The organism is Streptomyces cadmiisoli, from assembly GCF_003261055.1.
Taxonomy (GTDB): domain Bacteria; phylum Actinomycetota; class Actinomycetes; order Streptomycetales; family Streptomycetaceae; genus Streptomyces; species Streptomyces cadmiisoli.
Genome location: NZ_CP030073.1, coordinates 5464313 through 5485749, shown reverse-complemented (window position 1 = coordinate 5485749; position 21437 = coordinate 5464313). Strand labels below are relative to the sequence as shown.

At 72.0% G+C, this 21437-nt stretch carries 18 protein-coding genes; 1 reads left to right on the top strand and 17 read right to left on the bottom strand.

All coding sequences use genetic code 11. The features are described 5' to 3' along the window. Window positions 1–282 precede the first annotated feature (282 nt). The 17 genes from DN051_RS23895 to DN051_RS23815 all read right to left on the bottom strand — a co-directional run bounded on the left by DN051_RS23895 (window position 283) and on the right by DN051_RS23815 (window position 19981). Complete coding sequence (locus DN051_RS23895) at window positions 283–2580, bottom strand: HelD family protein (RefSeq protein ID WP_053761552.1); 2298 nt, start codon at window positions 2578–2580, stop codon at window positions 283–285. A 115-nt stretch (window positions 2581–2695) separates the two neighbouring features. Next, the gene (locus tag DN051_RS23890) at window positions 2696–3460 is read right to left on the bottom strand and encodes an anti-sigma factor family protein (RefSeq protein WP_053761608.1); all 765 of its coding nucleotides are present in this window, start codon (window positions 3458–3460) and stop codon (window positions 2696–2698) included. 50 nt (window positions 3461–3510) lie between these two features. Beyond that, window positions 3511–4032, bottom strand: a complete 522-nt coding sequence (locus tag DN051_RS23885; RefSeq protein WP_010039908.1) for a sigma-70 family RNA polymerase sigma factor — start codon at window positions 4030–4032, stop codon at window positions 3511–3513. 328 nt (window positions 4033–4360) lie between these two features. Then, window positions 4361–4957 carry a CGNR zinc finger domain-containing protein gene (locus tag DN051_RS23880; protein WP_112439467.1) on the bottom strand — a complete coding sequence of 199 codons (597 nt, stop codon included), beginning with the start codon at window positions 4955–4957 and terminating at the stop codon, window positions 4361–4363. 135 nt (window positions 4958–5092) lie between these two features. Further along, window positions 5093–6289, bottom strand: a complete 1197-nt coding sequence (locus DN051_RS23875) for a uroporphyrinogen-III synthase (protein WP_053761550.1) — start codon at window positions 6287–6289, stop codon at window positions 5093–5095. A 100-nt stretch (window positions 6290–6389) separates the two neighbouring features. Next, window positions 6390–7775 (bottom strand): nitrate/nitrite transporter, encoded by a 1386-nt coding sequence (locus DN051_RS23870; RefSeq protein WP_053761549.1) that lies wholly within the window; start codon window positions 7773–7775, stop codon window positions 6390–6392. 170 nt (window positions 7776–7945) lie between these two features. Then, window positions 7946–8899, bottom strand: a complete 954-nt coding sequence (locus tag DN051_RS23865; protein ID WP_112439466.1) for a hypothetical protein — start codon at window positions 8897–8899, stop codon at window positions 7946–7948. Window positions 8900–8969: 70 nt separating this feature from the next. Continuing rightward, window positions 8970–9710 carry a hypothetical protein gene (locus DN051_RS23860; protein ID WP_199314661.1) on the bottom strand — a complete coding sequence of 247 codons (741 nt, stop codon included), beginning with the start codon at window positions 9708–9710 and terminating at the stop codon, window positions 8970–8972. A gap of 15 nt (window positions 9711–9725) precedes the next feature. After that, a complete protein-coding gene (locus DN051_RS23855; protein WP_053761662.1) occupies window positions 9726–10325 on the bottom strand; it encodes a hypothetical protein in 600 nt (199 codons plus the stop codon). A 92-nt stretch (window positions 10326–10417) separates the two neighbouring features. Then, a complete protein-coding gene (locus DN051_RS23850; protein ID WP_053761661.1) occupies window positions 10418–11713 on the bottom strand; it encodes a putative T7SS-secreted protein in 1296 nt (431 codons plus the stop codon). Further along, the gene (locus tag DN051_RS23845; protein ID WP_234388967.1) at window positions 11710–12036 is read right to left on the bottom strand and encodes a hypothetical protein; all 327 of its coding nucleotides are present in this window, start codon (window positions 12034–12036) and stop codon (window positions 11710–11712) included. The genes DN051_RS23850 and DN051_RS23845 overlap by 4 nt, the downstream gene beginning before the upstream one ends. Before the next feature lie 115 nt (window positions 12037–12151). After that, window positions 12152–13201, bottom strand: coding sequence for a hypothetical protein (locus tag DN051_RS23840; protein WP_079001474.1), 1050 nt, complete (start codon window positions 13199–13201; stop codon window positions 12152–12154). After that, complete coding sequence (locus tag DN051_RS23835) at window positions 13189–13842, bottom strand: hypothetical protein (RefSeq protein WP_053761660.1); 654 nt, start codon at window positions 13840–13842, stop codon at window positions 13189–13191. The genes DN051_RS23840 and DN051_RS23835 overlap by 13 nt, the downstream gene beginning before the upstream one ends. A 186-nt stretch (window positions 13843–14028) precedes the next feature. Next, complete coding sequence (locus DN051_RS23830; RefSeq protein WP_246040656.1) at window positions 14029–15372, bottom strand: acyltransferase family protein; 1344 nt, start codon at window positions 15370–15372, stop codon at window positions 14029–14031. Then, on the bottom strand, window positions 15369–17570 hold the full coding sequence (locus DN051_RS23825) for a bifunctional polysaccharide deacetylase/glycosyltransferase family 2 protein (RefSeq protein ID WP_112439465.1): 2202 nt from the start codon (window positions 17568–17570) through the stop codon (window positions 15369–15371). The genes DN051_RS23830 and DN051_RS23825 overlap by 4 nt, the downstream gene beginning before the upstream one ends. 26 nt (window positions 17571–17596) lie before the next feature. Further along, entirely contained in the window at window positions 17597–18343 is a 747-nt protein-coding gene (locus DN051_RS23820) for a hypothetical protein (protein ID WP_199314659.1), read from the bottom strand. Window positions 18344–19009: 666 nt separating this feature from the next. Next, window positions 19010–19981, bottom strand: a complete 972-nt coding sequence (locus DN051_RS23815) for a LysR family transcriptional regulator (protein ID WP_112439464.1) — start codon at window positions 19979–19981, stop codon at window positions 19010–19012. Window positions 19982–20064: 83 nt separating this feature from the next. Here DN051_RS23815 and DN051_RS23810 point away from each other — a divergent pair, with 83 nt between their 5' ends. Beyond that, window positions 20065–21360 carry an MFS transporter gene (locus DN051_RS23810; protein WP_112439463.1) on the top strand — a complete coding sequence of 432 codons (1296 nt, stop codon included), beginning with the start codon at window positions 20065–20067 and terminating at the stop codon, window positions 21358–21360. The last annotated feature ends 77 nt before the right edge of the window (window positions 21361–21437 follow it).

Here is a 21437-nt window from a genome sequence, read left to right as displayed (position 1 = left end):
GGTTGCGGACGTTTTGTTCACACAGGGCTCGCGGGCTTCGGAAAGCTAATTCCACGATACGAGAATTGCTCGGGCATGAAAAGAGACCCACGTCACGGTCGTGACGTGGGCCTCTTCCTGCTCAGTGACACCGACCCGCCATGCTCGCCTCGCGGCAAGTGGTCGCTCGTAGCGACGAAGGTTGGGCCCGGGGGCTTGGATCGGGCCGGTGCCACACCCAATCTAACAAACGATCCCGGACTGCCATTCCCGTCCCGGGAGTTCCGCCCCCGGCGATTCGGATCAGTCCCTGAGCAGGTCCGGCACCCCGGCCTCGTCCGGCTCGTCCCGCGTGTCCGAGACGACCGTCAGCTGCTGGGTGGCGCGGGTCAGCGCGACGTACAGCACCCGCAGTCCGGCCGGCGACTCGTCGGCGATCTCCGCCGGCGAGACGACCACCGTGGCGTCGTACTCCAGGCCCTTCGCCTCCAGGCTGCCCAGCGCCACCACCCGGTCGCCCAGACCGGCGAGCCAGCGGCGTGCCTCCTCGCGCCGGTTCATCGCGACCACCACGCCGACCGTGCCGTCGACCCGGTCGAGCAGCCGGGCCGCCTCCTCCCGCACGGTCCGCGCCAGGGACTCCCGTACGACGGTGAAGCGCGGCTCGACGCCGGTGGAGCGCACCGCCGAGGGGGACTCGGTGCCGGGCATGGCGAGGGCCAGCACCTTCGACGCGAGTTCGGCGATCTCGGCCGGGTTGCGGTAGTTGACCGTGAGGCGGAAGCGACGGCGGGGGCGGGTGCCGAGGGCCTCGTCCCGGGCCGCGCCCGCCTCGTCCGGGTCGGACCAGGACGACTGGGCCGGGTCGCCGACGACCGTCCAGGTGGCGTGCCGGCCGCGGCGGCCGACCATGCGCCACTGCATGGGCGTGAGGTCCTGGGCCTCGTCCACGATGACGTGCGCGTACTCGGTGCGCTCCTGCGCGAGCCGTTCGGCCCGCTCGCGCTGCGACTCCTCGCGCACCGGCATCAGCTCCTCAAGACCGGTGAGCTGGTCCAGCGGATCGAGCTCGCGCCGCTTGCGGGGGCGGGCCGGGGTGCCGAGGACGGACTGGAGCTCGTCGAGCAGGGCGATGTCGTGCACGGAGTGGCCGTCCCGCCGCAGCGAGCGGGCCACCCGGCGCACCTCTCCGGGGTTCAGGATCCGCCGGGCCCAGCGGCCCAGCCGCCGCTCGTCGGCCATGGCGTCCAGCACGGCCCGCGGGGTCAGCTCCGGCCACCACGCGTCGAGGAACGCGATGAACGAGTCCTCCGAGGCCACGTCCTCGTCGAAGGACGAGCGCAGCTCCGCGGCCAGCTCCGGGTCGGAGTGCCGGCCGGCCGCGCCGGAGAGGTCCCACAGGGCGTCCAGGAGCAGCTTGCGGGCGCGCGGACGCAGCAGGTTGACGGGGGCGGTGCCGCCGAGCGCGTTGCGCCGGATCCGCTCCAGGTCGGCGGCCTCCAGTTCGAGCCGCCGGCCGAAGGCCACGACCCGCAGCCGCTGCGGCGCGTCGGACCCTTCCAGCGCCCCGCGCGCGGCCTTCCGCACCACCTTGAGCATGCGGTACGAGCCCTTGGCGCGGGCCACGGACGGGGAGTCGTAGAGGGTGGCCTCGACGCCGTCGACGAGCGAGCCGATGGCGCGGATGGCGACCTGGCCCTCCTCGCCCAGCGAGGGCAGCACGCCCTCGGTGTACGCCACCAGCAGCGGGGTGGGCGAGACGATCAGGATGCCGCCCGCGTAGCGCCGCCGGTCCTGGTAGAGGAGGTACGCCGCCCGGTGCAGCGCGACCGCCGTCTTGCCGGTGCCGGGGCCGCCCTCGACGTAGGTCACGGAGGCGGCGGGCGCGCGGATGACCAGGTCCTGCTCGGCCTGGATGGAGGCGACGATGTCGCGCATGGTGTGGCCGCGGGCCTGCCCGAGCGCGGCCATCAGGGCTCCGTCGCCGATCACGGGCAGCTCGGCGCCGTCGAGGAACGCCGTCAGCTCGGGGCGCATCAGATCGTCCTCGACGCCGAGCACCCGGCGGCCCTTGGAGCGGATGACCCGGCGGCGCACGACCCGGCCGGGGTCGACCGGGGTGGAGCGGTAGAAGGGGGCCGCGGCGGGGGCCCGCCAGTCGATGACGAGCGGGGCGTAGTCCTGGTCCAGGACGCCGATACGGCCGATGTGCAGGGTCTCGGCGATGTCGGCCGTGCCGTCGTCGCGGACCGCGCCCTCGGCGGGCTCGACCGCGGTGTACGCGCCGTCCGGGCCCTTCTTGCCGTCCTTGCCGAGCAGCAGGTCGATACGGCCGAACAGAAAGTCCTCGAACTCGTTGTTCAGCCGGTTCAGGTGGACACCCGCGCGGAAGACCTGCGCGTCGCGCTCCGCGAGCGCTCCGGGCGTGCCGACCTGTCCGCGCTGGGCGGCGTCGTGCATGAGGAACTCCGCCTCGTGGATCTTCTCCTCCAGGCGGCGGTACACCCGGTCCAGGTGCTCCTGTTCGACGCCGACCTCTCGGTCGCGTGCGGAGTCCTGAGCCGAGCCTGGCGCGGTTTCCTGTTGAGCCTGAGCGGCCACCGGGCCCCCTTCTGACGTGCTGGGCAGCCGTCCACCGTACGCGAAGGGGGGCCTCGAAGGCTACGCGTCGGCCCCGGGACCGTCGTTCCCGACGTCCCGGGACCCGCCGTACGGCTTACGCGTCGACCTCGACCAGGAGGTCTCCGTCGAAGGTCATGACCTCGAAGTGGTCGATCTCGTTGGGGGCGAAGGCGGCGCCGCCCTGGATGTAGAGCGGGTTCTTGGCCTGCTCCGTGGTCGCGTCCGGGAGGCCGTAGCCCCAGTTCGGGACGGACCAGTTGCTGATCGTCTCCCGCTCGCCGTTCTTGCCCACGGCGATCAGGGAGCACTTCTCGGGGCCCTTGACGTTCTTCAGCTCCAGGACCGCGTCGGTGCCCCAGGCCTTCTCCTGGAGGGCCACGGTGGCGCTGACCTCGGTCTTGGCGTCGGTGGCGCTGACCCGGTCGGGCATGCCCGCGAACGCGCTCTGGGCGGGGCTGGACGCCTTGAGCGGGACGTTGCCCGCGGGGTCCTCGCCTCCGGTGGCCGCCACCGAGACCAGCGGGCCGCCGACGATCAGCGCGGCCGAGGCCGCGATCATGTACATGCTGCGGCGGCGCTTCTGGGCGCGGCGCTCGGCGACCTCGTCGACCAGCCGCTCCACCAGCCGCGGGCTGGGCTTCGCGGACAGGGACTCCCCGACGACCGGCGAGCCGGTGCCCGGCAGGTCGGCGAGGGCGGCCAGCATGGGCTCCATCCCGGCGAGCTCGTCGAGCTGCTGGGCGCACCATTCGCAGGTGGCGAGGTGGACCTCGAAAGCGGTTGCTTCGGCGTCGTCGAGGATGCCGAGGGCGTAGGCGCCGACGGTCTCGTGTTCGTTCGGGCCCGTTGATCCCTGCATGGAGCCAGACATACCCGGACCCCCTGCTCCGAATCCCCCGTAGGTGTTCATCACGCCGTCACCCCCCGCTCCTCCAGAGCCAGCTTCATCGAACGCAGGGCGTAGAACACGCGTGAACGCACGGTGCCACTGGGTATGCCCAGCGTCTCTGCCGCCTCATTGACGGTACGCCCCTTGAAGTACGTCTCGACGAGCACCTCCCGGTGCGCAGGGGTCAGGTCGTCGAGTGCGTCCGACAGCGTCATCAGCCACAGCGCCTTGTCGATCTCGTCCTCCGCGGGGATGACCTCCAGCGGCGACGGGTCGACCTCCTGCGGCCGGGCCTGCCGGCTGCGGTGGCCGTCGATGACGATGCGCCGTGCGACCGTCACCAGCCAGGGGCGTACCGATCCGGTCGCTCGGTTGAGCTGACCGGCGTTCTTCCAGGCACGGATGAGCGTCTCCTGGACGACGTCCTCGGCGCGCTGCCGGTCTCCCGCGACCAGGCGCAGCACATATGCGAGCAACGGTCCGGCGTGCTCTCGATACAGCGCACGCATCAGCTCCTCGTCAGGCTCCGAGGGCTGGGACATGCGATGTCGGGCCCTCGCTCCACGTTCATTGGCCACGGCCGCATCCTTGCGCACGCCCACCTCCGGTGTCCGGGGGATCCCCCAGTCGGTCGCTCACCACCGGGTACGGACGAGGGCCCGGGTCTGTTCAACGCGACGTCACAGTTCTCCCTCCGGTGACGTGACGAGCGGGACATGACCGCACATTCCCCCCGTCCGGCCTTCACATTTCCACCACAACGTCGGCGCCGCCGCCCGGGGACGGCGGACGCGGCGCTAAACGCGGTGTTGCCGAAATCACTTCGGAAAAGTCCCAACCGCCTCAGTACAGACCGCACATAAGGGACCGTCAGCCGCGCGCGAGGGCCGCGGCCCGACGCCGGTGCCGGGCCACCCGCTCGCGGTTCCCGCACACCTCACTCGAACACCAGCGGCGCCGACGGCCGCGGGAGGTGTCCAGATAGACGATGGGGCAGTTGTCACCCGCGCACTGCCGCAGGCCCGCCCGCGCGACGGGATCGGTGAGCAGTTCCACCACGTCCCGGGCGATCGCGCCGAGCAGCGCCGCGCACTCCGGCGGCCCGGCCAACTCCCGTACGAGCACGCCGCCCTCACCGCGCAGGGCACGGGGCGCCGGCGGCGCGGTGCGGGCCAACTCGTTCACACCGGCGAGCGCCCGGTCGTACGGCCGGGGCGCCGGCGCCGACGCGCCGCGCACCAACTCGTCCACGTGGGCCCGCAGTTCCCGGACGGCGACCAGCCAGGAGCCGTCCGCGTGCGCGAGCGGAGTGCCGGGTGGGACAAGACCCGAACCGGTGATCCAGGCGCGCAGCACCGCGACGGTGTCGAGCCGTTCGACCGGATGGGTGGTCGCCAGCAGATCCAGACAGATCCGTCCGGCGTCGAACCGCAGCTCGTACGGGGCCGGGGCCGTACCCAGTGCCATGCGCGCGTCACCGCCTAGGGTCTTCCGCGAGGGGCTGACGTACCGAGGAACCGTTCCCTCTCACAGTGCCTGCCCGCTCCGGCGACCGGAACCCCTCCCACCGCCCGCTCCGGGACGACGGACCTCCCGCGGCCCTCAGATGTCGGCGTACTTCGTGTCGGCGGCCGGGTCCAGGGCGAGCCGGTAGCCACGCTTGACGACGGTCTGGATCAGCTTCGGCGCCCCGAGTGCCGTACGCAGCCGGGCCATCGCCGTCTCCACCGCGTGCTCGTCCCGCCCGGCGCCCGGCAGCGCCCGCAGCAGCTCGGCGCGGGCCACCACCCAGCCGGGCCGCCGGGACAGCGCCCGCAGCAGCGACATACCGGCGGGCGGTACGGGCCGGAGCTCGCCGTCCACCAGCACCGCGTGCCCGCGGATCTCCACCCGGTGCCCGGCGATCGGCAGCGACCGCGCCCGCCCCGGCAGCTCCTGGCACAGCAACTGCACGAGCGGTCCGAGCCGGAAGCGTTCGGGCTGCACGGTGTCGACGCCGAGAGCCTGCAACGGCAGCGCCGTGACCGGCCCGACGCAGGCCGGCAGCACATCGTGGTGCAGCGCGCCGAGCAGCTCGGACAGCAGCCCCCGCTCCTCCGCCCGCGACAGCAGGGACGCGGCGGCCGGAGCGCTGGTGAAGGTGAGCGCGTCCACCCCGCGCGCGACGGCGACGTCCAGCAGCCGGTCGACGGGCGAGAGGTCCTCCGGCGGCATCCAGCGGTAGACCGGCACACCTACGACCTCGGCGCCGCCCGCGCGCAGCGACTCCACGAACCCGGGCAGCGGCTCACCGTGCAGTTGCACGGCGACCCGCCGTCCCTCGACCCCTTCGTCCAGCAGCCGGTCCAGCACCTCCGCCATGGACTCGGAGGACGGGGACCACTCCTCGGTCAGTCCGGCGGCCCGGATGGCGCCCTTCACCTTGGGTCCGCGGGCGAGCAGCTCCACCCCGCGCAGCCGCTCCACGAGCGCGTCCCCTACCCCCCACCCGTCGGCGGCCTCGATCCAGCCCCGGAAGCCGATCGCGGTGGTGGCGACCACCACGTCCGGCACCCGGTCGATCAGCTCCTTGGTGGCGGCGAGCAGTTCGCTGTCGTCGGCGAGCGGCACGATGCGCAGGGCCGGGGCGTGCAGAACGGCGGCGCCGCGCCGTTGCAGCAGGGCGCCCAGCTCGTCGGCCCGGCGGGCGGCCGTCACCCCCACGGTGAACCCGGCGAGCGGCCCGTGCTCGGGCCGCCGTCCCGCCGGGCCCGCCGTCTGCTGCGCCGGCAGATCCGGTCCGTTCTGTTGCTCGTACATAAACTCTCGTTCCGCACTCGAGTCGTCGCACCTGCGTGCCGATCGAGCCTGTCAACGCCGCGTGACAGGCTCGGTTCGGCTCGATGTCACCGGTGTTACGTCACACCTCGGCATAGCTGAGCCGCGGCTTCGCCTCGGTGGCGGTCCGGGCGACGGCTGCCGGGCCCGCCGGGCGGCGAAGGTATACGGCCCAGGTGAGCGCGAAGCACAGACCGTAGAAGGCCAGGAAGGCGACGAAGGCGGCGGTGCCGGAGCCCACGCTCAGGAAGGACTGCCGGAAGGCGAGGTTGATGCCGAGCCCGCCGAGCGCGCCCACCGCGCCGATCAGCCCCATCGACGCCCCCGACAGCCGCCGGCCGCGGGCCGCCGCCTCCTCCCCGGTGAGCCCCAGGGCGACCGCCTTGTTCTGGAAGATGCCCGGGATCATCTTGTACGTCGACCCGTTGCCGAGGCCGCTCAGCACGAACAGCACGATGAAGGCGGCCGTGAACAGCGGCAGCGACTCCCGCATCGACGCGATGACGACGACACCGGTGGCGGCCGCCATGCCCACGTAGTTCCACAGCGTGATCCGCGCCCCGCCGAACCGGTCGGCGAGCGAACCGCCCACAGGCCGGATCAGGGAACCCAGCAGCGGCCCCACGAAAGTGACGTACGCGGCCTGCAGCGGCGTACGGCCGAACTGGGTCTGGAGCACCAGCCCGAACGCGAAGCTGTAGCCGATGAACGAGCCGAACGTGCCGATGTAGAGGAAGGACATGATCCAGGTGTGCGGGTCCTTCACGGCCTCCCTGGCGGCGCCGGTGTCGTTCTTCACGGAGGCGAGGTTGTCCATGTACCGCGCGGCGAGGACCGCGGCGACGACGATGAGCGGCACATAGATCCCGAGCAGCACCCGCGGACCGCCGCCGGCCCCGATGACCGCCAGGCCGACGAGCTGGACGACCGGCACCCCGATGTTCCCGCCGCCGGCGTTGAGGCCGAGCGCCCACCCCTTCTTCCTGAGCGGGAAGAAGGCGTTGATGTTGGTCATGGAGGAGGCGAAGTTGCCGCCGCCGATACCGGCGAGCATCGCGCACAGCAGGAACGCGGTGAAGGAAGTCCCGGGCTCCATCACGCCGAACGCGGCGACCGTCGGGAGCAGCAGCAGGCAGGCGGACACGATCGTCCAGTTCCGGCCGCCGAAGACCGCGACGGCGAAGGTGTAAGGCACCCGCACGGCCGCGCCGACCAGGGTCGCCATCGACACGATGAAGAACTTGTCGGCCGGGGTGAGGCCGTATTCCGGGCCCATGAACAGCACCATCACCGACCACATGGTCCAGACCGAGAACCCGATGTGCTCGGAGAGCACGGAGAAGAGGAGGTTCCGCCGGGCGACCCGCTCCCCCGTCTCCTCCCAGAACGCCTCGTCCTCCGGGTCCCAGCGCTGGATCCAGCGGCCGCCCCTGCTCGGGCGTGTGTGGGCTGTGCTCGGGGCTGTCATGACGCCTCCACGGGGCTCAGGGGCTCAGGTGGTACTGCGCTGAGTGGCTGAGTCCCGAAGGTAGGGAGGACGCGTTTCCGCCCTGTGGCACCGGGTGACCGCGAAGGAACTTTGCTCTCACCCCGGACGGGGCCGGGGTGAGAGGTCCGGGCTCCGCGCCCCGGCGCGCGTCAGGGCCGGGGAGGGTGCCAATGGGGGTTTTGCTGGGGTGCTTGGGGGTGGGGGGTCTGAGGCGGGTGAGGTGCCTGAGGAGCCTGCTGGGGCTGGGGAGCCTGCTGGGGCTGGGGAGCGTGCGGGTGGGGGGTCTGAGGCGGGTGGGGTACCTGAGGAGCCTGCTGGGGCTGGGGAGCGTGCGGGTGGGGGTGGGGGTGGGCGGGAGGTCGGGGCTGGTTGGTGTACGCGCCGGGGGCGTAGGGGCCCGGGAGGTGGACACCGTGGGTGGCCGGCGGCACGGGGGCGCCGTACGGGCCCGCGGCATGGTTGCCGTACGGACCCGCCTGCCCGAACGGATCGGCCTGCCCCGGAAGCTGCGTTCCCGGCGGCAGGTACCGCAGCCGCCCGGACCCGTCGGTGACCGGCGCGAACCCGGCGGCCTGCAACCGGGCCGCGAGCTTGGCGTTGCGCCTGCGGCCCAGGACGACCATGAGCGCGAGGAGCACCATGGCGACGCCCCACAGGACACCGGCCAACACGAAGGTGTCGTCGTCGCCGCCGAGCCTCACCCCGAGGACCAGGCACCCGACGGTGGCGGCCAGCCCGCCGTACGCCGCCCGCTGCTTCTCGGAGTGCTTTCCGGTGAGGTCGAAGTTGATCCGCGCCTTCAGCAACTCGAGGGCGTCCGGCACGAGCGGCGGCAGCGAGACGCCGTCGCCGGCGTTCGAGTACTGCGCCCAGTTCTGCGCGGCCCGGGTCCGGGCGTACGGGCTGGGGTCGGGCACGATCAGCATGACCAGCGCGTTGTTGCGGGAGCCGGCCTGCCGGGCGTCGGCGTACTCGTAGCCGAACTGCTGGGCGACGAAGGCGAGCCGGGCGAGTTTCCGCACGGAGGCCATGGGGCTGGTGAGCTCCACGGGCCCACCGCTCGCCATCAGGCCCAGCATCTTCTGTACCTGCCGCTTGCTCATCCCCAACCACTCCCCCGACGCCGGTCCGCCGCGTTCACATCCGCGACGCGGGGCAGTGTGGCACACGGGATCACGAGAGTGAGGGGGGCGCGGGGGGTGAGGCGGGCGGGCGGGGGTCCTGGGAGGCCTCGGTGCCGGGCGGGTCCACACCGGGGTTCTCGAAGCTGACCGTCTCCGCGATCCGGCGGAGCACCGCGCGGTACTCCGCGCGCCGAGCCACGGCCGTGGTGCTGAGGGTGAGGACGGCCAGGCGCCGGCAGTCGGGGTGGGGCAGACGGGCGTGGACCTGGAGGAGGGGGAGCGGTGGGAGTCCGCCGGCCGGGGCCGGGGTGCGTACCGTCTCGCTGAACGTGGCGGGGCCACAGGGAAGTTCGCGGTACTCGACGTGAGTGTGGCCCTCTGCACCGGTGACCGCGCGAGCGGCGGTGACACCGCGCGGGGCGACGGCGGCGTCCCGCCAGGAGAGGGTGAACAGGGAGAGCAGGGGGCGGTTGCGGCCGGCGTCGCGCGGTTCGCCGACGTCGTCGCGGTGCAGCCCGATGGAACAGTGCACGGTGCCCACCTCACGCAACGCGCTCAGCATCCGCTGCCCCGAGGCGAACTGCGCGATGAACTGCTGCCGGGCCGCCTCGTCGGGCGCCGCGTCCAGGAAGGGTGCGGCAGCGCGCCGCAGCCGCTCGGCAGCCGGGGAGCCGGGCTCCGGGAGCAACGCGTCGAGGGGTAAGGGAACGAACCCCCCGGGTTCAGCGAACCAGAGCTCGGCGTGGGGATCGTTGACGGAGGGGTCGAGGATGAAGGTGGGGGCAGTCACAGGCTTTTCTCCCACTCACGGAGCCGGAGCCGGCGAGACGCCCACGCGTCGACCGCGCTCGATGTCATCCGGAGTGACGCCCCAGTCCGTGAGGATCCGACCGTTCCCTGCCGGCATCCATTGCTCGAGAACGTGGAGGCGACGTGGCCCAGAACCGCTTCGTGCCGGCGCCGCGATGAGCCCGACGAGACGCGGGTCGCCTGCGAACCAGACGGTCTCAATCTCCTGTTTCAACCGGGCCCCCGCTCGCGGTGCCATCCGGCGGTGCCACCACTCCGTCCGGAAATGGGTCGGGAAGACAAGCGGGATCCGTTGTTCGGAGCGGGCAGGGTTGGCGAACTCGAACCAGCCGTTCTTCTTTCCAGGGACGTCGGGGTGCTCCGTCAGACCGTGCGGGACCTGCTCCACAATCCGCCAGGGATACGTGCGCAGAATCCGGCGCATTCGAATCGCCGGGAAGAAGTATCCCAGCTGTGCGACGAAGCGGTAGGCGCAATAGCCCAGCGGCAACACGAACAGGAAAGTGAAACCCGGGGAAAGGAACACGATCAGGACGTAGAGCAAAGCCCACCATCCGACGATCCAGCCAATGAGGCCAAGCACGTTCATGGCCATGTGACCTGCCCAGGCCCGGCGAGTGGGGGGGTGCTCCCATGCGGTCGCACAGTCAGCGGGATTCACCGATCTACCTCTTCAGACGAGCGCGGTCAGAAAACATGGCGGACAAGATTGAGGATTCCGCCGCTGTCGATGACCAGTCGCGTGCCGTCGATCCCGGCAACGGTACCGTCCTTGTACTTGCTGTCATCCGCGTCGGTCACCTTGTTGTAGAGGCCGAAACCGCCGGTGCCGACGCCCACCATGCCCGAGGTCGCCGCGACGGTCCTGGCCGCTGCCTCAGGATTGCCGAGACCTCGTACGGCCCGGACGATCATCGGGTTGTCCAGCCGCGCAATGCCCTGCATGCTTTCCATGGTCTGGGTGCCGAAAGTGGCGAACTTCTGCCCGAGCGTCGTGGCCTCACTCCCGGTCCGAATCGCAGTCGTCAGCCCCTTGGCCCCGCCCGCGACTGCTCCCAGACCGGGAAGCGCCCCCATCGTGTCGGCGCCCACTGAGACGAGGTTGCTCCAGAAGTCCGCATCGAACTCCCCCTTCGAGAACCCGTCCATCAGCGACGCCCATGTCTCCCCGTCGCTCAGCCGCAGCGTCAGCGCCGTCGCGCTCACCGCCGAAGCCACCAGCATCAGGCCCGCCACCATCGCCACACCCAACGGCCCGGCGAACACGATCGCCACGACGGCGATGACCCCGGCCACGAAGCTGAGGATGTCCGGCAGGTTCTCCCACAGCCAGTCCAGCGCCTCGTCGAACCAGCCAGGCTCCTGCGGGGCCAGCTTCTCCGTCGCGTCGCGGATCTTCGCGGCGCGGTGCCTGGCCCGGCCCTCGTGTTCCTCCGCGAGTCGCCTCGCCCTGCCGCGGATCCGCTCCAGTTCGGCCTCGGCCTCTTCGACCGCCTCAGCCGCGTCCGCGTCGTCCGGCTTGCTCGCGCGGCCCTCGGCCCGGTCCACCGCGTCCTGCGCGTCCCTGGCCTCCTCCTCCAGCTTCTTCGCCCGGCGCTGGAACTCGTCGAGTTCGCCCTCCCAGTGGTTCAGCTGCTTGGCCGCCTTGCGGAGGGAGTGCGCCGCGTTCTTGAGGTTCGTCGGCAGCGGACCGTCGTCCAACTGCTCGCGGAAGGCGACGGCGGCGTCACCCTTCCAGTAGCTGCCGTCCAGGAGCTTGGTGACCAGGCCGTGCGTGTCCGAGAGGACCTTCGCGCAGCCGGACAGCTTCTTGTGGAGCGTCCGCACCGTCTCCGTGTCGCCCGGGACGGGGTTGAAGCCCAGGTGGGGGTAGCCGGGGTTGGGGATGTGCGGGGAGGACTTCAGGCCCTGGGGAAGGGGGCCGTTGCGCCGGGCCTGGGAATCGGCGTAGGGGGAGGGCTCCACGCCCGGGGTGAGGCTCACTTCCCGTCTCCGCCCCTGCTCTTCCGGGACTGCCGAGCCGCCCGCTCCAGGGCGACGTCCACCTCGTGGTAGCTGTCCTTGCTCTTGCCGATGATCTCGGCGAGGTCCTCCGTCTGTTTGCCGATTTCCTCGGAGCCGTACTTCCAGTCCTCCTGGAAGTCCTCGCACGCGGCGTCGAGGTCGTCGGTGCCGAGCCCGGTGACCGTCGCGTCCGACAACGCCTTGCGCACGCCGTCGAGCGAGTTCGTCGACTTGTTGAGCATTCTCATGAAGCGCGCGAGTTCATCGCCGTCGACTGCCAGCCGGTCCGCCACCTCGTCCACCGCCCCGTCAGTTGGATAATCAGAGAGGGACGAAGGACATTAACCACAACCGCCGGCCATTCGCCAACCGCGCCCCGCGGGGGCGGTCGGCGAATGGCCGGAAACGGATCCTGGGTCAGCGGTTGACGGCCTGGATTTCCTGAACGACGACGTCCTGACCCGCACCGAATTCGCCATCCGGCAAATCCTGCGGATCGTCAACACCCGTGCCGGTCCAGGAGATCTCCCAGGTGATGGTGGCGGTGAGCCGGTAGGAGTCGTCGCCGGACGAGCGGAGGTACTTCACGCCGCAGGGCGGTGTTTCCTTCGCCTTGCCCTTGGCGTACGGCTCGCCGATACGGCCGTCCTCGATCCGGCAGACACCGGACGCGGGGTACGTCTGCGCGTCCCCGGTGCCGGGTTCGATCTTGAGGGAGACCGGCTCGGCCGTGGTGGTCGCCTGGATGCCGAGTACCGGGACGGACGCGGTGACCGAGACCGGCTTGAACTCCGCGGCGTCCAGCCAGGCCCAGGTGGGGAGGTTGACCTTGGTGGTGGCTTCCGGGGCCAGGGTGACCTCGGTGCCGGGGACGCGGATCTCGGCGTAGGCGAGCTGGGCGAGGATCTCGGGGGTGACGGCGTTCTCGATGTCAGCGGGCGGGGGGTCGCCCTGGTCCACCCAGAAGGTGTCCTCGTCGCAGTCGTCCCAGCCGGGCGGGTAGGTCTCGTTGACGTACGAGTCCCACCAGTAACCCTCGCCGGCCTTGTCCTTGTTGAAGTCCGTGTACGGCTCGCCCTCGACGTATCTCTTGCGCTGCTCCGACTCCCACTCGTAGCCCGTGGACTCGGCCGCCCAGATCGGTTCGAGGTGGGCCTCCAGCTGTGCGGGGGTGTACTTCGGCGCGTACCAGCAGGCCGGCGGGGTCCAGGGGGTGGCGGAGGCGACGGGACCGGCGGCGTTGCCGCTCCCGTTCTTGGAACGGTCGAAGACGACGCCGCCGGCGGTCGCGGAGATGGTGCCGTCGCCGTCGGTTTCGCCCTTCGGGCCTTGTTCAGCCGGGTTCTGGGTGTTCCCACCTATCGTGTCGTCGGCGTGGGCCGCACCCGGGAAGGCGAGCAGCGGCACCAGGGTCCCCACCGTCACGAGCGCGGGGATCATCTTCAGCTTGCGGGTCAGGGCTGGCACTCGGCGCTCCCACTCTGCGAAACCATCTTCTGGATGACCCAGACGCCCTTGCTGTTCTTCTTCAGCGACGTGTGGTAGCTCACGTAACTCTTCGCGGTGACCTCGGTCTTCTTGACCTTGTCGGTCTCCAGATACCGGACGTACGCCTTGCCCTGGTCCTCGCAGTAGCTGAAGGAGGCCGTTCCGTCCTTGTCGACGGTCACCTGGGGATCGTAGAAGCGATAGGCGCCGGTGACGGAGGCCTTGTGGTCCACGTAGTTCCGCACGAACTTCTCGGTGCCCGCGGCCGCTTCACCCTCGTAGTAGTAGAGGAAGGCCTTGTCGAGCGGGTCCTGGTTGACGATCGCGAGGTCAACAGCCTTGATGGACTGCTCGCTGTCCGCCAGAACGGCGTCCTTGTTCTCGTCGCCGGTCTTGGGCCACTCGAACGTGTACGTGAGGTCCGCCGGCAGCTTGATCTCCGGCCGGTCCGTCTCCGGCCCGGCCGGTGTGCTCGGTGGTGGGGACGACTCCGTCCCCTTGTCCGCCCCCGCGATCTCGTCGTTCGCCTTCGCGTGGCCGTCGTCGCCGCCGCACCCCGTGAGGAGGACGGCGGCGACGAGTGCTGCTGCGGTGAGGGTGAGGCGGGGGCGGCGAGTCACGCGGGGCTCCTGGGCGGGGTGTGGTCTGAAGGGCAGCGCCACGTTAGTGCGGTTTCCGCACGGGGCACCACCGGAGTCAGCCGGTCCGGCCGACCGACCACTCCTCGGACCCCCGGAATTCGCCAACCGCCATGAGAAGCGCACGGGTTGCGCACGTCCGCCGCACAATCCCGTCGCCGCGCCCTCTCATCTCCCCCGCCGCGCCCCGCGCTTCCCCCCGCGCCGACCGCGGCCTTTCCCTCCCCCGTCCGGCCACAGCCGGGGCCGCCGCCGGGCCGCGAAGTCCTCGATCCAGCCGGTTGCCAGGATCGTCAGGGCGAGCAGGGGCCAGACCAGGCAGAACATCCAGAACATGTACGTCGAGTCCAGGAACGACACCGCGCCGTCGCTCTGGAGGAACGGGAGGCTGTAGAGCGGGTCGAGGAGCGGGACCGTGGCCATGATCAGCAGGTTGTGCCAGAGGTAGATCGTGACCGCGCGGTTGTTGGACAGCGTCACCAGCCGGTCCCACTTCGCCAGTCGGCGCGGCAGTTCGGGCCACGACGGCGAGTACTGGAGCAGGATCACCACGAAGCCGAACGACCAGGTCGCCTGGGCCAGGGGGATGTCGTTCAGGTCCCAGCCGTCCGGGCCCAGATGGCCCGAGGCCCACCACAGGCCGAACGCCATCAGGAAGGCGGCGCAGGAGACGGCGACGTAGCGGGGGATCCGTCGCAGCAGGCCCTCGTGATGGGCGAAGCCCAGCACCCAGCAGCCGCCGTAGACCGCGAAGTCCGTCACGGCGTTGCCGGTTTCGCCGGGGATGGTGACCAGGCCGGTGCCGACGACCGCCGTCAGGCCGAGCGGGGCGAGGAGCGTCGGCCAGGGGGCCCGGCGGAACGCCCACAGCAGCAGGGGGGAGGCGACGACGAACCACAGGTAGGCGCGCAGGTACCACAACGGGCCCACCGCCTGCACGGCCCAGGTCTTGTCCAGCAGGCCGGACTCGGAGCCGATGGTCCACGGGAACGGCGGGGCGCCGATCGGGACGACGTAGTGGATCAGTCCGAGGACGCTGTCCGGGCGCCAGCCGGCCGCGAACAGCATGCCGAGCGCCACAGCGCCGAACGCCCACATCGGCGGGAGCAGTCTGCGCAGTCTGTCCCTGACGACGCCCGGTGCCGGACGCTTCAGGGATCGCGCCATCAGCGAACCCGCCAGCGCGAACATCACCCCCATCGAGGGGAACAGCACCGTCAGCCACGCCCAGCCGAACAGGTGGTAGGCGATGACGCGGACGAGGGCGATCGAGCGCAGGAGGTCCAGGTAGCGGTCCCGGCCCCGGGCCGCGGCGGCCGGCCGTGCCCCGGAGGACGCCGAGGCCGACTCCGCGCCCGCCCCGGCCGTCGCATCGGCCCCCGTGCCCGCCCCGGCCGTCGCACCGGCAGTCATGTCCGGCGCCGTATCAGCCGTCGCGTCGGTCACCCGTTGCTGCGGAATGCCGTACGACGACGACGTCGGCCCGGTGCCCGAGTGGTGTGTGCGGCTCATCCCACCGGCCTCCGCTCCTCGTTCCGTGCCGCGCGCGGGCTCGGTTCCGCGCCGACCGGCGCACCGACCACACCGGTCCGCCGCAGCTTCTGCCAGCGCAGGCGGCCGCCGGTGAGGGCGGTGATCCAGGACTGGAGCAGGACGACGTACATCAGCTGCCGGTAGAGGAGCTGCTGGAGCGGCAGGGTGATCAGGTGCGTCATGCGTTCGCGGTCCAGCCGGAAGGCGTAGGCCGCGCAGAACAGCTGGATGGCGAGAACGCCCAGCCAGGCGCCGATCGTCTTGCCGGTCGGGCCGAAGATCAGGCCGTACAGCAGGAACACGTCGATCAGCGGGGCCAGCAGCGGCGCGAGGACCATGAACAGCGACACCAGCGGCAGGCCGACGCGGCCGAAGCGGCCCGAGGGACCCCGGTCGAGCAGGGCGCGACGGTGCTTCCACATCGCCTGCATGGTGCCGTACGACCAGCGGTAGCGCTGGGACCACAGCTGCTGGACGGACTCCGGGGCCTCGGTCCAGGCGCGGGCGTTCTCCGCGTAGACGACCCGCCAGCCGTCGCGGTGCAGCGCCATGGTGATGTCGGTGTCCTCGGCGAGGGTGTCGTCGCTCATCCCGCCGACCCGCTCCAGCGCCGAGCGGCGGAACGCCCCGACGGCGCCCGGGATCGTCGGCATGCAGCGCAGGACGTCGTACATGCGGCGGTCCAGGTTGAAGCCCATCACGTACTCGATGTGCTGCCAGGCGCCGATCAGCGAGTCCCGGTTGCCGACCTTCGCGTTGCCCGCGACCGCGCCGACGCGCGGGTCGCCGAAGGGCTGGACGAGTTCGCGGACGGTGGAGGGTTCGAAGACGGTGTCGCCGTCCATCATCACGACGATGTCGTGCCGGGCGTTGGCCAGTCCGCGGTTGAGCGCGGCCGGTTTGCCCGCGTTGAGCTGGCGGACGACCCGCACGCCGGGCAGGCCCATCGCCTCGACGATGCGGGCCGTGCCGTCGGAGGAGCCGTCGTCGACGACGATCACCTCGATCGGATGCTCGCTCGCCGTCAGGGAACGGACGGTGTTCTCGATGCACTTGGCCTCGTTGTACGCCGGTACCAGCACCGACACGGGTTCGGTGACCGGCGGTCCCCAGCGGAAGCCGGGGCGGCGCACCCGGCGCGCGTGCAGGGCGGACAGGAGGAGCATCAGGACGAAGCGGGCGATGACCAGGGTCCCGATCACCGCCAGGCCGATCACGAGTCCGTCCGTGATCCCGGCCGAGGCCTGGACCAGGAGGACCCAGGCCTTGCCCTTCCACAGGTCGAGTCCGGTGACCGGGGTGTGGGCGCTGGGGGCGTCGAGGGCCTCGGTGAGGTTGTCGAACTCGTACCCGCGGGCCTTCATGTCCGGCAGGAACCGGTCCAGTGCCGCCACGGTCTGGCTGCGGTCGCCGCCGGAGTCGTGCATCAGCACGATCGCGCCCTTGCCGTCGGCCGGAGTGGCGCGGCGGATGATCTCGGCGGTGCCGGGCCTGCGCCAGTCCTCGCTGTCGGCGTCGTTGACGACGGTGATGTAGCCGCGCCGGCCGATGTACTCGGTCACCGGCCAGGACTCGTTGTCCATGGCGGCGGAGAAGGAGGAGTACGGCGGCCGGAACAGGGAGGTGCGGATGCCGGCCGCGCCGGATATCGCGAGCTGGTTCTGGGACAGCTCCCAGTCGATGCGCTGTTTCGACTGGTACGACAGGTCGGGGTGGTTGAACGTGTGCAGGCCGACCTCGTGGCCCTCGCGCACCATGCGGGCGACGAGGTCGGGGTGGCGCGAGGCCATGGTGCCGGTGACGAAGAAGACGGCGTGCGCGTCGTGCTGCCGGAGCACGTCGAGGACCTTGGGGGTCCAGACGGGGTCGGGGCCGTCGTCGAAGGTGAGGACGAGGCGGTGGTCGGGCACGCGCAGGGTGGTGGTGCGCCCGCTGCGGGTGTCGATGACGGGGCCGCCGCGCAGGATCTCCTCGGGCACGCGGTCGGTGGCGGCCGGCGGGCGGACACGGTGATCGGCGAGGATCTCGCTGTTCACGTAGCCGCGCAGCATCAGCATCGCCATCAGGGCGGCGAGGGCGAGCAGGGGAAGCAGGTGGCGCAGGGGCAGTCGGCGACGCCGGGCGGCCGAGCGGCTCCCGGTCGTGCCGCCCCCGTGACGGCTGGGGCGGGATGCCATCAGAGGTGGTACTCCGTACTCCGGGATTACAGGGAGACAGCGGTGACAGTGGTCGCGGGGCCCGGTTCGTTCGGGCCGTCCGCCACCGTGTCGGAGCCGGTGCCGCCGTCGCCGCCCTCGGACGGGGACGGATCGGCGGAGGGGCCCCCGGTGGGGCTCGGGTCGGGCGAGGTGGTGACCGGCGGCACGGACGGGACGGGCGGCTTGGGGACGTTCGTCTCGTCGCGCGGGCGGGTGGTGGTACGGGTGGCGGTGGGCTCCGGGTCCGAGGAGGTGGCCGCGGCGTCCGGGGTGCCGGAGGCGCCGGGGTCGTCCGCCTCGGAGCTCGGCTCCGGTGTGGTCCCGGCGGCGTCGGTCGGGCCGTCGCCGGGACTGCCGGTGCCGTTCGCCGAGGGCGGCGCGGACTGCGCGGGCAGGGCGGGGCTGTCGACCTTGCTCGCCGGCGCGTCGCCCTTCTGGTCCGGTACGGGCAGCCAGGGAGCGTTGGAGTTGCCGGACAGGAGCGTGGCGAGGATCACGACGGCGTAGACCGCGCAGGCGAGGCCCGCGGCCACGCCGAGCCGCCGGAACGTACGGCTGCGGCGGCCCGACTCGTCCACGAACACCGGTCCGTCGGAGCCGTCCTGCGCGCCGTCCGGCCGGCCGTCGGCGGTCTCCCGCCCCCCGCCGCCGGGGTCCCCCAACCGGTGCCCTATGGCGTCCAGTTGCACGGTGACCTCGTGGGGGTCGTGCAGGCGATCGCCGGCGGACGCCTCCCACGGATCGCGGACCACGGCCGGGGAGACTCCGGATTCGGGTCCGCGCTCGGTCGGGGAAGCGCCGGCCTCGGAGGCACGGTCACGCGGCGAGGCCCCGGTCTCGGTGGCACGGTCACGCCGGGGCGCCCCGGTCTCGGATTCCCCGCGGTCCCACAGGGAGGCCCTGGCCTCGGACGGACGCTCACGGACGAACGCCCGGGCTTCGGAAGCCCGGTGGTCACTGAGGGGCGATCCGGCCTCGGACGCACGCTCGGGTACGGACGCCCCGGCTCCGGAAGCCCGGCGGTCTCTCAGGAAGGCCCCGGCCTCGGACGCCCGCTCGGATATGGAAGCCCCCGACCGGGGCTCCCGGCGGTCGCTCGGGGAAGCCCCCGCCTCGGACGCCCGCTCACGTATCGACGTGCCGGTCTCCGGGAACGACTGGGTTCTGCCGACCCGGCTTCCCAGCCCCGGCACTTCCCCCGTCGCGGAGGCGGCCTCGGGCCAGTCGGTTTCCGGTCGGGCGTCTTCTCGCCACTTGCTCACGTGCTTACATCCCCCCACGGGACAGTTCAAAGGTGCGCCTACGACCCCGAGACTCGTCGACCGAACCAAGCCCCCACCTGGTTCGAGCGCCCCTTTTGTCACACCGCACTCGGGCCACGAATGTAGCGCACGTGCTCTTCCCGTGTGGGAGGTGTGTCAGATATGGACACTCGGCAGGTTCGTGTCCAGCGCCGGAAGCCAGCCGCCGGCGGGCCGCCGCAGCCACCCCTCCTCCGCGGCGAGCCCGGCCGCGGCCCGCCGCAGCGCCGCCAACGCCGGGTGCGCCAGGCCCTTTCGCCACACCAGCGACACGGGGGACAGCGGAACCGGGTCGACCAGGGGCCGCCGTACCGAGCGCGGCATGTCCGGGAAGTCGACCACGGCGAGCACCGGGCACCCCGTCCGCGCCATGATCCGCTCGAACTCCTCGTCCCCCACGGCCAGTGGAGCGGGCGCAGCGACCTCGATGCCGCGCCCCGCGAACAGCCGGCGCGCCAGGTCGGTCCACTCCGGCGTCCGCGGATTCCCTGCCCCCGCGTACACGGTCTCCCCCGCCAGCGCGTCGAGCGGCACCGCCTCCAGGGCCGCGAGCCGGTGCGCCTGCGGCAGGACGACCGCCATGGGCTCGTAGCGGACGATCTGCTGCTCCAGCCCCGACCGCAGTGCGGGATCCAGTCCGGCGAACCGTCCGAACGACGCGTCGAGCCGACCCGCCAGGAGTTCCGCCGCGGCGCCGGTCAGCCCGCTCTCGTAGCGGGCCATCAGTTCGTGCTGCGGGGCGAGTTCACGGGCCCGGTGCAGTACCCGGCGCGGGGTTCCGAGGCCCGGGGAGTTCAGGTCGACCAGCAGGGGACGGGCCTGCCCGAACGCGGCGAGGAGTTCCTCCTGCGCGTCCAGCACGCGCCGCGCGTACGGCAGCAGCCGGACGCCGTCCGCCGTCAGCGTCACCTGCCGGGTGGTCCGTACGAACAGGTCGGCGCCCAACTCCCGCTCCAGCCGCCGTACGTCCCTGCTGAGCGCCTGCTGGGCCACGTAGAGGCGGACCGCCGCGCGGGTGAAGTGCAGTTCCTCGGCGACGGTGACGAAGGCGCGCAGCAGGCGGGGGTCGAGGTGAGGCGGGGTGGACATGCCGGGAATTTACAACGCGGACGCGTGAATCGGCACGGAGCAGGTGTTGGACCCGGTGATCACCGCCGGGCGACCGTTGATCCATGCCGGACACCCCGCAGCCCCTGTGCACGGTCACCGCCGACACCCTGGTCGCCGCCGACTTCTCGCCCCGTGCGGGCCGCCGCCGCCCGCCCGGCCCGTACGGCCGTCTGTTCTCGATCCGCGGCACCCGGGCCTTCACCGCCGGGAACCTCGTCGCCCGGCTGCCGATGGGCATGTTCAGCGTGAGCGCGGTCGTGATGATCGCCGGCACGCGCGACTCATACGCCCTGGCCGGTGCCGTCACCGCGACCGGGCTCGCGGCGACCGCGGTGGTCGCCCCGTGGATCGCCCGCCTGGTCGACCGGCACGGCCAGGCCCGGATCGCCCTGCCCGCCGCGCTGTTCGCGGTGCTCGGCAGCGTGGCGCTGCTGCTGTGCGTGCGCCACGGCGCCCCCGACTGGGCGCTGTTCGCCGCGTACGCGGCCACCGCGACGACGCCCAACACCGGCGGCATGTCGCGCGCCCGCTGGGCGCATCTGCTGCGCGGCGACCCCGCGGCCCTGCACACCGCGAACTCCTTCGAACAGGCCGCGGACGAACTGTGCTTCATGCTGGGCCCGGTCCTCGCGGCCGTCCTGTGCGGGACATTCTTCCCGGAGGCGGGCACGCTGGTCGGCGCGGTGCTGCTGCTGACCGGCATGCTGCTGTTCACCGCCCAGCGCGCCACGGAGCCGCCGGTCGCACCGCGCCGGCGCGCTCCCTCACCGCTGCGCGCCCCCGGCATACCCCGGCTGCTCACCGCCTTCCTGGCCACCGGGGCGGTGTTCGGCTCGATGGAGGTCGTCACGATCGCCTTCGCGGACGCGCACGGCAGCCGTACGGCGGCGGGCGTCCTGCTCGGCCTCCAGGCGGCGGGGTCGGGCGCGGCGGGGCTGCTGTTCGGCACGCTGCGGCCGGTGGTCCCGGCCCGGCGTCTGCTGCCGTGGTGCGTGGCCGCGATGGCGGTCCTCATGGCCCTGCCCCTGCTGGCCGCGCACCTGACACCCTCGCTGCTCGCCCTGGGCGCCGCCCTGCTGCTCGCCGGCATGGCGACGGCCCCGACGATGGTCACCGCCATGACGCTGCTCCAGCAGCGCACCTCCGCCGACCGCCTCAACGAGGGGATGACCCTCGCCGTGACCGCCCTGCTCGGCGGCATCGCGTGCGGCAGCGCCGTCGGCGGCTGGGCGGTGGAGCGCGTCTCGGCGACGACGGGATACGCGGTACCGGTCACGGCCGCCGTGCTGGCCCTGGCGATCACCCTGGCCCCGTTCGACCGCACGAGGCGCGTCGCGGGCTCCCGAGCGCCCCGCTGACCGCCGCCGGGACGACGGCGTGATGGCCGGAAGGCGGACGCGGCGCCGACGCCCGAGAGGCACGACCACCACCCACC